This window comes from Sphaerochaeta sp. S2 (genome assembly GCF_016406725.1).
In the GTDB taxonomy this organism is placed as follows: Bacteria; Spirochaetota; Spirochaetia; order Sphaerochaetales; family Sphaerochaetaceae; genus Sphaerochaeta.
The window spans coordinates 1-12,114 of the sequence record NZ_JAEKNT010000037.1; the positions used below are offsets into that span (position 1 = coordinate 1).

The 12,114-nt window shown below is 48.0% G+C and carries 13 protein-coding genes and 2 pseudogenes; 14 read left to right on the forward strand and 1 reads right to left on the reverse strand.

Annotated features, from left to right (window positions below; all coding sequences use genetic code 11):
- The 12 genes and pseudogenes from JF818_RS00890 to rnc form a co-directional block, all read left to right on the forward strand.
- Window positions 1–1,040, forward strand: a pseudogene (locus tag JF818_RS00890) (AAA family ATPase); the annotation flags it as partial.
- Between the two features lie 86 nt (window positions 1,041–1,126).
- Complete coding sequence (gene ffh, locus JF818_RS00895) at window positions 1,127–2,461, forward strand: signal recognition particle protein (protein WP_198890114.1); 1,335 nt, start codon at window positions 1,127–1,129, stop codon at window positions 2,459–2,461.
- 37 nt (window positions 2,462–2,498) lie between these two features.
- Window positions 2,499–2,753, forward strand: a complete 255-nt coding sequence (gene rpsP, locus JF818_RS00900) for a 30S ribosomal protein S16 (protein ID WP_198890125.1) — start codon at window positions 2,499–2,501, stop codon at window positions 2,751–2,753.
- A 16-nt stretch (window positions 2,754–2,769) separates the two neighbouring features.
- Entirely contained in the window at window positions 2,770–3,003 is a 234-nt protein-coding gene (locus JF818_RS00905; RefSeq protein ID WP_198890115.1) for a KH domain-containing protein, read from the forward strand.
- Window positions 3,004–3,006: 3 nt separating this feature from the next.
- The gene (gene rimM, locus JF818_RS00910; RefSeq protein ID WP_198890116.1) at window positions 3,007–3,513 is read left to right on the forward strand and encodes a ribosome maturation factor RimM; all 507 of its coding nucleotides are present in this window, start codon (window positions 3,007–3,009) and stop codon (window positions 3,511–3,513) included.
- The gene (gene trmD, locus JF818_RS00915; protein WP_198890117.1) at window positions 3,510–4,262 is read left to right on the forward strand and encodes a tRNA (guanosine(37)-N1)-methyltransferase TrmD; all 753 of its coding nucleotides are present in this window, start codon (window positions 3,510–3,512) and stop codon (window positions 4,260–4,262) included. Before rimM ends, trmD begins: the two co-directional genes overlap by 4 nt.
- Entirely contained in the window at window positions 4,249–4,605 is a 357-nt protein-coding gene (rplS, locus tag JF818_RS00920; RefSeq protein ID WP_198890118.1) for a 50S ribosomal protein L19, read from the forward strand. The genes trmD and rplS overlap by 14 nt, the downstream gene beginning before the upstream one ends.
- A gap of 115 nt (window positions 4,606–4,720) precedes the next feature.
- Window positions 4,721–5,197 (forward strand): hypothetical protein, encoded by a 477-nt coding sequence (locus JF818_RS00925; protein WP_198890119.1) that lies wholly within the window; start codon window positions 4,721–4,723, stop codon window positions 5,195–5,197.
- A complete protein-coding gene (coaD, locus tag JF818_RS00930; protein WP_198890120.1) occupies window positions 5,194–5,694 on the forward strand; it encodes a pantetheine-phosphate adenylyltransferase in 501 nt (166 codons plus the stop codon). Before JF818_RS00925 ends, coaD begins: the two co-directional genes overlap by 4 nt.
- Window positions 5,695–5,754: 60 nt before the next feature.
- A complete protein-coding gene (gene rpmF, locus JF818_RS00935; RefSeq protein WP_117331298.1) occupies window positions 5,755–5,940 on the forward strand; it encodes a 50S ribosomal protein L32 in 186 nt (61 codons plus the stop codon).
- A 25-nt stretch (window positions 5,941–5,965) separates the two neighbouring features.
- Window positions 5,966–6,205 carry an acyl carrier protein gene (gene acpP / locus JF818_RS00940; RefSeq protein ID WP_198890121.1) on the forward strand — a complete coding sequence of 80 codons (240 nt, stop codon included), beginning with the start codon at window positions 5,966–5,968 and terminating at the stop codon, window positions 6,203–6,205.
- A gap of 14 nt (window positions 6,206–6,219) precedes the next feature.
- Complete coding sequence (gene rnc, locus JF818_RS00945) at window positions 6,220–6,966, forward strand: ribonuclease III (protein ID WP_198890122.1); 747 nt, start codon at window positions 6,220–6,222, stop codon at window positions 6,964–6,966.
- Here rnc and JF818_RS00950 read toward each other — a convergent pair.
- Complete coding sequence (locus JF818_RS00950) at window positions 6,939–8,297, reverse strand: CCA tRNA nucleotidyltransferase (protein ID WP_198890123.1); 1,359 nt, start codon at window positions 8,295–8,297, stop codon at window positions 6,939–6,941. The two genes, rnc and JF818_RS00950, sit on opposite strands and share 28 nt — an antisense overlap.
- 130 nt (window positions 8,298–8,427) lie before the next feature.
- Between JF818_RS00950 and ileS the strand changes: the two genes are divergently transcribed.
- Window positions 8,428–11,556: an isoleucine--tRNA ligase gene (gene ileS, locus JF818_RS00955; RefSeq protein WP_198890124.1), complete on the forward strand. Its 3,129-nt coding sequence runs from the start codon at window positions 8,428–8,430 to the stop codon at window positions 11,554–11,556.
- 5 nt (window positions 11,557–11,561) lie between these two features.
- Window positions 11,562–12,114, forward strand: a pseudogene (locus tag JF818_RS00960) (lipoprotein); the annotation flags it as partial.

The following is a 12,114-nucleotide window of genomic DNA, read 5'->3' on the forward strand; positions in this document are numbered from 1 at the left end:
AGACAGCCCAGGAGAGAATCTATGAAACACAGGAAGATATCCGCAGTGTTGAAGCTGAAGTAGGACAGATAAAAGAGCGGATAGCAGTCCTGAATGCAGAGCTCAAGGATCTGGTTGTAGTCATAGATGAACAGAGCAGAATCATCCGGGACAAGCAGGAACAGAAGAACACCTCATATGAACAGCTGCAAACCCTCCGAACAGAGAAAGAGAAGCTGGAACTGCAAATCGACCAGCTCGCCACCAATATCACCGGAGTTTACACCACGTTCTTTGAGAACTACGGCAAGAGCCTGAAGGAGTTCGAGAATCGTCTGGAAGATGAAGTTCCCGATATCCCTGTACTGAAAAGCCGCCTGGATGAAGTAAGACGGAAGATTGATGGAATGGGATACATCAACCAGATGGCGGAAGAAGAGTATGCGGAGGTTAAGGAACAATATGATTTCCTGAGTAAGCAATTGGATGACCTTTACCGGGCCAAGAATGATCTGGATACCGTCATTACCCAGATCAAGACCCGTAGTGAAGAACTTTTCATTGCTTCCTATAAGCAGATTGCCCATAACTTCCAGGAGATGTTCCGTCGTCTGTTTGGTGGGGGTAAGGCTGAGCTCACGTTGGTGGAGCCTGACAATGTCCTGGAGAGTGGCATTGACATCCTGGCTCAACCTCCGGGGAAGAAGCTTACCCACCTCTCGCTCTTGAGTGGAGGGGAGCGGTCGATGACCGCTGTAGCACTGCTGTTTGCCACCTATCAGGTAAAGCCTTCTCCTTTCTGTGTCCTTGATGAGATCGACGCAGCACTTGATGATCGGAATATCGGGTATTTTCTCTCCGTATTGGATGAATTTGCCATGAAGAGCCAGTTCATCATCATCACCCACAATAAGCACACCGTCATGGGAAGCCAAACCCTTTTAGGGGTAACCCAGATGGAACCAGGGGTTTCCAGTATGGTCAGTTACAAGATCGGCAATGTGGCCGGCGAGGATGTAATCCTCAATGACGACCAGGAGCTGGTTACCATAGAAGAATAGGTTGCATTTTGCACCACTCCTTGACAGGAAAGTCTGGTGTACGGTATAAGATGTAACTTGAGCGAAAACGACAATAGAGTAAGGTAATGTTTGATTCAATAAGCGATAAGTTCTCCGGCATCATGCGCAGTCTTGCCGGAAAGTCCAAGATAACAGAGAAGAACGTCCAGGAAGCCGTCGAAGAAATCAAGATGGCCTTGCTGGACGCTGACGTGAACCTTCGGGTTGTCAGACGCTTCATCAATGGGACCATGGAAGAAGCCACAGGGGAGAAAGTCCTCAAGGCTGTCGACCCTGGTCAACAATTCGTGAAGATTGTCTACGATCGGATGGTCGCTCTGCTTGGGGACGAGGAGAACCAGAAGCTTCTGCTCAAGGGCCCTGATACAACCAGCGTCATTTTGATGATGGGGCTCCAGGGTTCTGGTAAGACCACCACATCAGCCAAGCTGGCTTCACGACTGAAAAAAGAAGGCCGTCGTGTCATGCTTGTTGCTGCAGACTTGGTCAGACCGGCTGCTATCCTGCAGCTCCAGGTTCTTGGTGAGGCAGTAGGGGTCCCCGTATTCAGTATTGAAGGGGAGAAGAACCCAGCAAAAGTTGCCAAGGCAGCCCTTGCACAGGCAAAGAAAGACCAGAGAGATGTGTTGATTGTCGACACCAGTGGACGAATGCACCTTGATGAGACCCTGATGGATGAGATCCAGAAGGTCCGCGATGCAATTTCCCCTGATGAGACACTCTTTGTTGCTGATGCAATGACCGGACAGAATGCTGTCACCATCGCCAAGGAGTTCCAGGAGAAAGTTGGGATCAGCGGGGTTGTACTCAGCAAGTTCGATAGTGACACACGTGGTGGTGCTGCACTTTCCCTTCGTTCTGTTGTGGGCAAACCGATCAAGTTCATTGGTGTTGGTGAGAAGATCGAGGATCTTGATCCCTTCTATCCAGACCGTATCGCAAGTCGAATTCTCGGGATGGGCGACATTGTCTCACTTGTTGAGAAAGCACAGAGTGTTGTCGATGAGAATGAGGCAATTCGCATGCAGGAGAAGATGGCAAAGAACACCTTCGATCTGCAAGACTACCTTGACCAATTGAACTCGATGGATAAGATGGGTTCGATCGACCAGCTCCTGGAAATGATTCCCGGTGCAAAGGGTCAGGTCAGCGAAGATGACATTGATACAGAGGAAATTCGTCGAGAGAAAGCAATTATCCTTTCAATGACCTATGCGGAACGAGCGAATTACCATATAATGGGACCGACAAGACGTAAACGTGTTGCAAAAGGAAGCGGAACCACCGTTTCTGACGTAAATCGTTTGCTGAAAAAGTTTGAGAAAATGCGACTTACGATGAAGAAGTTAGCAAAAAATAAAAAATACCAGGCTGCAATGCTTAAACAGATGGGTATGTAGAGTTGAATTCGTAGGAGGAATTGACGTGAGCACAAGCATGAGACTGAAGAGATTTGGTACAAAGAAGAGACCTGACTACCGTATCGTGGTGATGGACTCCAGGGCAAAGACCCAGGGCAGGACCCTCGATGAGGTTGGTCAGTACCATCCTCTGGCTGAGAAAGATCAGCAGGTTATCTTGAAAGTTGAGAAGATTCAGGACTGGCTCGCCAAGGGTGCACAGCCCAGCGATACCGTAAGAGCCCTGCTCAATAAGAATGGCGTGACGGTGACCAGAACTGTCCAGGAATAACTTCCAGGAGATGGTTGTGGAAAAAGATCTTGTTGAATACATTGTAAAATCACTAGTTGATGTCCCTGACGAGGTCAGTATCAATGTGATCGAGGGTGAAAAATCCACGATTCTTGAGCTGAAGGTAGCCAGCGAGGATGTCGGCAAGGTGATCGGCAAGCAAGGCCGTATTGCAAAGGCGATCAGGACCATCCTGAGCGCCTCAGCCACCAAGGGTGGCAAGCGTGCCGTGCTGGAAATACTGGACTGACATATGGAAGAGTTGCTCTGGACTGCTACCGTAAAAGCTCCTTTTGGAGTGAACGGTGAGGTGAAAATTCACCCTCACAATGATGACTGTGCCTACCTTGCGAAAATCAAGGAGGTTGTGTTGCGTGCGAAGGATGGATCAGAGCAAACTTTCTCTATAGAAAGTTTTCGCATGATGGGTTCACAGCCCTTGATGAAATTCGCGGGGTTTGGTAATCCCGAGGATGCAAGGGTGCTTAATGGTCGACATCTGATGGTTCCCAGAAAATGGGCAGCCCCTTTGAAAAAGGGCCAGTACTACGTTGCTGATCTTATCGGTTGTGCTTTGGTGCATGATGGTGAGCATTTGGCTGAAGTCGTCAGTAGTGTCGATGGTGCACAGGCTGTGATGCTTGAAGTCCGTAGCCCAGATGGTTCCTTGTATATGGTTCCATATCTCAAGGAATTCATCGGCGAAGTTAGCCTGGAGGACCGGACGATTGAGTTAAAGACTCCCTGGATTCTCGCGTGAAGATTCAGATAGTCACCCTGTTTCCAGAAATACTGGAAGGGTTTTTCGAAAACTCGATCATGAAGAGGGCTGTGCAAAGCGGTTCAGTTGAGTATGAGTTCGTAAACTTCAGAAGCTTTGCGACAGACAAGCATCAAAGCTGTGATGACGTTCCCTATGGTGGTGGCGCTGGAATGGTGATCAAATGCGATCCCCTCTGCAAGGCGCTCGATTCCATCAAGGCAAAAGAGAAGCGGGTGGTATATGCTTCCCCCTCTGGAAAGCGTCTAAGTCAAGCCTATGCCGAAGAGCTGAGCAAGGAAGATGAACTGGTCTTTATCTGTGGCCATTATGAAGGTATTGACCAACGGGTGATTGACCTATATGTTGATGACGAGATTAGTATCGGGGATTATGTAATCAGCAGCGGCGAGGTTTCCACCTTGGTAATCATAGACGCTGTATACCGTTTGATTGACGGTGTGATTAGTAGTGATTCACTCAGTGAAGAGAGTTTTCACGGTGGATTACTTGAATATCCCCAGTATACAAGGCCTGAGACCTATTGCTCAAAAGATGTCCCTGATGTATTATTGAGCGGGCATCACGCCAAAATTGGCCAGTGGCGACTACAGAAACGGTTGGAAAAGACCTTGTTGAACCGACCGGATTTGTTGGAGACGGCATCACTTGATGTGAACTCCAGAAAGATTTTAAATGCATTGAAAGAACATAGTGCGAAGGGGACCGGAGACGATGGATGTAATTAAGGCTATTGAGTCGGAACAGATGAAGGAAAATGCAGAGAACTTCTGCGTTGGTGATACCGTTAAAGTGTTTTTCAAGATTGTTGAAGGCACCAACGAACGTGTCCAGGTGTTTGAAGGCCTGGTCATTGCAAAGAACAATGGTGGAATTCGCAGGACTTTTGTGGTCCGTAAGATTTCCTACGGTGTAGGTGTGGAAAGAATTTTCCCCTTGCACTCACCTCGTGTTGAAAGAATCGAGGTTGTTCGCAGAGGTCGTGTCAGAAGAGCTAAGCTCTACTACATTCGCAAGAAGGTGGGCAAGAAGGCGAAAGTCAAAGAGCTCATCCGCAGAAAGAACGCCTAAGGCGTTTACCAAGCGAATATCTGGAGGGGACGGCGTGCAGTCGTCCCTTTCTGTGTATCCTGAGTGCTTGTCGCTGGCGGAAAAACAGGATAGTCTTGCAGACACGAGGTAGGCAATGGAAACGGAAAAGAAACAAACAGGGACCCAGGGACGGCAAAAACGACGTACCCGTTCCAAGAAGCAGTCCAAGGCCAAGGGTTCTCCCAAGGAAAAGGCAAAGAAGGGTAGTGGTAAGAGCAATCTACTCCCTGAACAGCGTAAACCCTATCACAGTAATCTTCCCCAACTTCCTGTAAGGAAGGTTCTTGAGCCGAAGGAGACCTGTGTGCTCTGTGGAGAAGTCATAGATGGTATTGCAAGTGCCCTTACCCATCCTGATGGGGGATTCTGTCATTTTGATTGTGTTCTTAATCAGATCCGGGAACAAGAGAAGCTTTCACCTTCCCAGAAAGTCAGCTATATCGGCAAAGGAACCTTTGCTGTAGTGAACCAGGAAGAGAATGGATCGTTCAGTTTTGCAAAAAAGATTGCTTGGGAAAGCTCTGAGGCTTTTGCCAAGATGAAGCAATACGTGGAGGAAATCAAGAAATGAACAGAAAAGAGCGTATTGCCATGCTTCCCGGTTCTTTCGATCCACCCACAAACGGACATATCGATATCATCGAGCGGTCTTCCCATCTCTTTGAGAAACTCTATGTGGTGGTTGCCGACAATGTGCAGAAGCAGTGTCTGTTTACCGCTGATGAGAGGATGGACATGCTCAAGGATATTCTCAAGGAACATGAAAACATCGAAGTGGTGAGTTATCGTGGGCTGGTCGTCGATTTTGCCCGTGAGCATGGGGTAGGGGTCATGGTACGAGGAGTCCGAGCTTTGGTTGATTTTGGGTATGAGTTTGAATTGGCGATGACCAACAAGCAGCTAAATCCTGACTTGGAGGTACTTTTTATGCCGACAAGTCCTAAATATTTTCAACTGAGAAGTAGTGCAATCAAGGAAATGGCGGCCTATGGGGCCGATATCTCCCCAATGGTACCCCCACTTGTCGTACAAATGATGAGAAATCGAATCAAGTTGTTGACGCTTTAGTGCTTTTCCGTTATTCTTCCTTACGTGTCAAAAATTAGCATAGTGTAAGAGGTTATCAACATGGCAACACCGAAATATAAGACTTCCAAAGCAAGCGCAGCATCAAGAAAGGCTGCTAACATGCGTCTTGCAACCCCGACACTCTCTCGTTGTAGCACCTGTGGAAATATGGTTCTTCCTCACCGTGTCTGCCCGAAGTGCGGTTTCTACCGCGGCGTGCAGGTCATTGAGTTGCAGGATAAATAAATACGACGATCAGAGGAGTTAGATAATGGATAGCAAAGAAGTATTTGAAAAAGTTAAATCATTGATTGCAGAGAAGCTCGAGATTGATGAAGGCAAAATTACCATGAACGCTTCCTTCAGAAAGGATCTTGGCGCAGACAGCTTAGACACCTATGAGCTGGTATACGCTATCGAGGAAGAGCTTGGCATCTCCATCCCTGATGAGAAAGCCAACGAGTTCGAAACCGTTAAGGACGCAGTCGACTTCCTTTCCGCACAACTGTAAGGATTTCCCTGTCTATGGAGAGTAGCCTCTTCAAGAGAGCTCCCGCAATCTCATCAGAAAGAGAGCGGGAGCTTCTTCTATTCATTGAAAAGAGCGAGATGGAGATCAATGATCTCTCCTTGCTCAATCTTGCATTCACACACCGTAGTTTTGCCAACGAAACCAACGAACTAGTGGACACCAATGAACGTTTGGAGTTTCTCGGTGATAGTGTGCTTGGTATGTGTGTAGCGGACTGGCTTTTTAGAAATCTTCCTGCAAAAGCGGAGGGAGATTTCTCAAAAATCAAGAGCATCGTAGTCAGTGAGGATAGTCTTGCCATGATCGCTCGTTCCCTTGATGTTGATAAATATCTACTTATCGGGAAAGGGGAAGAGAACAGTGGAGGAAGGAATAAAAAAGCCTTGCTCGCTGACTGCATGGAGGCAATCTTTGCAGCCTGTTATCTTGATAGTGGGTTCGAGGCCGCAAAGAAATTTATTATGCGGTACCTGGAAAACCAGATCAGGGCAGTGCTGGAAGATGATTATCATCGTGATTACAAGACAGCATTACAGGAATACATGCAGAAGCGATGGCGCATGGTTCCTACCTATACACTGATCAAGAAGACCGGGCCTGAACATGACTTTACCTTTTTCATGCAAGTGGATGTAAATGGCCGGGTTTTTGGTCCTGCACAGGGACGAAACAAGAAACAGGCCGAACAACGTGCAGCAAAGCTTGCCTACGATCAGCTGGTAAAAGTGGAAAAGGACTGATAGTTTTTTGCTATCTCCAATAGTTGTTCTTTCGTATTCTGAGCGGGATCATCAAGTACAGTTTCCAACAGGTAATCAAGGGTTCTCCCAAGTTGTTTTCCCTTAGGGATTCCCGCCTTCATCAAATCATTGCCATTCACGGCCAAGTCCTTGATGGACAGGGCATCCTGGGCATCAAGGATACCTTTGATCCGCTCTTCCAATTCCTCAAGCAATCTGATATCTGCCTTTCCATGGATGGCTATCTGGTCAGCTATCCTAAGGCTGAAGAGCATGCCCACATGTTCCTTGCCTACACGGGTGAGAAAGCGCCTGACAGCGCTGTCACTCCAGTTGCTCTGGTAACTGAACATATGATGGCGAACCAAGAGGCTGACAAGACGGATTTGCTCATTGCTTGCCTTCAGTCGTCTCATGACCTTGATGGTGAGTTTCTCTCCAACCAGGTCATGGTTGTAGAAGGTGTTGCGTTCCGCTCCTTCTTCCATCACCTCACTCTTTCCAATATCATGGAAAAGGGCGGCAAGGCGTACCTCCAGACGGTCTGAGAGGGCTACGGAAGCTTGGCAGGTGGTGATGGCATGTGAGAGTACATCCTCATGGTGCATACCCTTCTGGTCAATCTGATCTCCTGCTGCAAGTTCGGGAAGAATAATTGGCAATATGCCACACTCCCTCATGTAGTTGAGTCCCACCTCGGGATGATCGGAGAGTACAAGCCTGAAGAGCTCTTCACGGATACGTTCGCTGCTTACATTTAGAAGATTCTCCCTGCAGGTATGCATGGCCTTGAGGGTATCTTCTTCAATGATGAAATTGAGCTTGCCTGCAAAGCGGCATGCTCTCAGGATTCTCAGTCCATCTTCCTCAAATCGTTCTTCGGGATTTCCAATTGCTCTGATGATCCTATTTTTCAGATCCTTCTTTCCCCCACAAAGATCGATGATCTTGCTATCATTCAAGTCAACCGCAAAGGCATTAATGGTAAAGTCACGTCTTTTCAGGTCCTCTTCAAGATTCGTGATAAAGGTCACACTGCTGGGGTGCCTTCCGTCCTGGTAGGAACCTTCACTGCGGAAGGTGGTTACCTCGAAGCTGTGTTTCTCGTAACGCACCGTGACCGTGCCATGGTCAATGCCAGTGGGGATGACAGCCTTGAAGAGGCTCATGACCTCCTCTGGTTTTGCATCGGTGGTAAAATCGAAGTCCTCGTTGCTGATACCCAGCAGATGGTCACGAACGGCACCCCCTACAATATAGAGGCTGAAACCTGCTTGCTTGAACTGTTGTGAGAACCTCTGGATCACAGATGGAATTGGGAATTGCTGCATAACAAGACAGTATCGCGACAACGGAAGAAGGTCAACGGAAAAACCAGTCACAAAGGTTGTCATGAACACGTATTCTGAATAGAATGACATCTATGCGATAACCCGATAAGGGCAAGTTGAAGGAGTGTGTATGTTTCGTCCAGTAACCACCAAAGTGGACTTTCCTGCGATGGAAGAGAACGTTCTCTCTTTTTGGGAGACAGAGGATATTTTCAAGAAATCAATCGAAACGCGGTCTGAAGAGAATGAATACGTTTTCTACGACGGACCTCCGTTTGCGACCGGGCTTCCCCATTTTGGGCATCTGGTTCCAGGAACCATAAAGGATGCCATTCCCCGGTATCAGACCATGAAAGGCAAACGGGTCAGACGTGGTTTCGGTTGGGACTGTCATGGGCTACCTGTTGAGTATGAGATGGAGAAGACGCTGGGCATCAGCGGACACTCTGCGATTACCGAGTATGGTGTGGCCAAGTTCAATGAGCAATGTCGCTCAATCGTCTTGCGATACACCGAAGAGTGGAAACAGACGATTAATCGCATGGGACGTTGGGTTGACTGGGAGCATGGCTATCGCACCATGGATACCAACTATATGGAGTCCATCTGGTGGGTATTCAAGACACTCTTTGAGAAGGGCTATATCTATGAGGGGTACAATATCCTTCCATACAGCCCAGCCTTGGCAAGTCCTCTCTCAAATTTCGAGGTTAACCTCGGAGGTTACCAGGATGTCGTGGATCAGGCTGTAACCGTTCGATTTGCAGCTGATGGGCAGGAGAATACCTATTTCCTTGCTTGGACGACTACACCCTGGACGCTTCCAAGCAACCTTGCGCTTGCCTTTGGTCCAGACATCGACTATGTGAAGGTCAAGGATAAGAGTGATGGGAATTTCTACATCCTGGGTAAAGCACGCCTCGATCATTACTACAAGGACGAGGAAACCTATGAGATTGTTGATGAGCAGAAGGGTACCTTCTATAAAGGTATGCGTTATAAGCCCTTGTTCCCATACTTTGCAGATCTCAAGGAGCAGGGCGCCTTTGTCTGTGTGATGGGTGATTATGTAACCACCGAAGATGGTTGTGGTATTGTCCATACAGCACCCGGTTTCGGTGAAGATGACTATCAGGTGCTCAAAGGAACAGACATTCCTGTTGTTTGCCCTGTTGATTTGGAGTGCCGTTTTACCGATGAGGTGCCGGACTTCTCTGGTCGTTTCGTCAAGGATACAGATAAGGATATCATCTCTTATCTGAAGGAGCATGAGCTGCTGGTGAAGAGGGAGAACTACCTTCACTCGTATCCCTTCTGTTACCGTACCAAGAAGCCGTTGATCTACCGTGCCATGAGTTGCTGGTTTGTAGACATCCAGAAGATCAAGAAACACATGCTTGATGCAAATGAGCAGATTTACTGGATGCCTGAACATCTCAAGTATGGCCGATTTGGCAAATGGCTTGAGGGAGCTCGTGATTGGGCAATCAGCAGGAACCGGTTCTGGGGGAACCCGATCCCGGTTTGGAAGTGCGATGGCAGTGACTATCTAGAGGTAATCGGAAGCAGGGAAGAGCTGGAAGCAAAGTGTGGGCAGAAGGTTGAAGATCTGCATAAGCATTATGTTGATGATCTGACCTGGCCAAGTCCTGACGGCAAGGGAACGATGCGCCGTATCGGCGATGTCCTTGACTGCTGGTTTGAATCGGGTTCCATGCCCTATGCTCAGCAACACTACCCATTTGAAAATAAAGAGTATTTTGAAAATAACTTCCCCGCTGACTTCATCTGTGAAGGCTTGGACCAGACTCGTGGTTGGTTCTATACCTTGACGGTTATTGCAGCAGGACTCTGGGAGAAACCAGCGTTTACCCACTGCATCACCAACGGCATTGTTCTGACAGCCGATGGGAAGAAGATGAGCAAGAGTGAACGCAACTATACCGATCCGATGGAGATTGTAAACGCCTACGGTGCAGACAGTCTTCGTTTTGCCTTGATGAATAGTGCTGTCGTTCGTGCAGAGGATCTGAAGTTCAGTGAGGAGTCGGTAAAGGAAGTACTCAAGACCTTGATCATCCCTCTCTGGAATGCCTACTCATTCTTCGTAACCTACGCGAATATTGATGGGTATGAACCATCTGAAACAGCCTTTGAGGATCTTACGAACCCGATGGACCGCTGGATTACCAGTGCAACCCAACGATTCGTGCAGACTGCCACCGATTCTTTTGATGCCTATGATATCCAGAAGGCGTGTGCATCCTTTGTTCCGTTCATCGATGACCTGAACAATTGGTACATCCGCCGAAGCCGAAGGCGCTTCTGGAAGGGTGAGAACGATACGGACAAGAAGCAGGCGTATGATACCCTCTACAAGGTCCTGATGACCTTCATCAAGGTTGTGGCCCCGATCATTCCGTTTACAAGTGAGGAGATTTACCAGAACTTGAAACGGGGAGATATGGCTCAGAGTGTGCATCTCTGTATGTATCCTGACTATGATGAGAGACAGAGGGATTGGACGCTTGAAAGTCAGATGTCCCTGACCCAGAAGGCTATTGCCATGGGTCGATCGCTGAGAGCTTCCAACAACCTGAAGATTCGTCAGCCTCTGCAGAAGCTTTTCCTCGTCGACCGGGAAGAGGATGAACGGGAAATTCTGGCAAGCATGGAGTCAATCATTGCAGAGGAACTGAATGTCAAGGAAGTGCATCTGCAATCTGATGAGTCCTCTCTTGTAGAGTATAGTGCAAAGGCCAACTTCAAGGTTCTGGGAAAATCCCTGGGCAAGGATATGAAGGAAGTTGCATCCATGATTGCTGATTTCGATGGAGAGAAGATCGCTTCCATCCTTGACGGCACACCACACACACTCTCTTACAGCAATGGCGAGATTTCAATCACCAAGGATGAAATCATTGTCCAGAGGACTGAAATGGAAGGTGTAAAGGTACTGAATGATGGATCGCTAACCGTAGGGTTCGATACCAAGGTTACCCAGGAACTCGCAGATGAGGGAATTGCACGTGATATCATTCGCTCTGTGCAGAACCTCAGAAAAGAGAGTGGGTTTGCCGTATCTGACCGGATTGTACTGACTTATGATGGTGATGAGGTGATTCAGCGGGTCTTTGACCAGCATGGACAAACCATTGCAAAGGAGACGTTGTCCAATACCTTGCGCTCTGGTACACTGACAGGAGAAGGTATTGATTGCAATGACCATATGGTGAGGTTGCAAGTAGAGAAGGATTAAACGTGATGAAACATTTTGCCAGGCTGGTTCCTATCGGGTTTCTTTTGGTGCTCTTCCTCTCTTCCTGTGCCACAACGGCAAGGAAGGAGGTTCCCTATTTTGATTTCCAGGGAATGGCGGACAGTGGTGTCATTGTTGTAACCGTGGATGCCCAGAAGGAGAGCGAACTCATCAAAGGCGTTTTTGCCGATATGCAGGAGTTTGCTGATCGAGCCGAGCGAATCTCTCTCTCGCTTTCCCCAAGATTGGATGCGTACCCGTTGGAAGTTGAGGAGTTGGATGCCTATGGGGTGGTCGAGGGAGACTATCCCAAGTGGCTGGCAAACACTTCCATGATGTACTCCAGGGAGCTCAAGAGGCAGTATGCCCAAGATGATCTTACGTACTTCCAGCAGAAGGAAGGGGAGTTGAGCATCTATGCTCCAAGCAATGATAAGATACTCTTCACCAATAGGGAGTACCCAGAGGTGTATGAGCTTTACGATGCTGAGCGGAAGTTAATAGATTTGCCCACGGCAAATGATATGGCTTCCTCAAACATCGCGGTCTACTCATTGG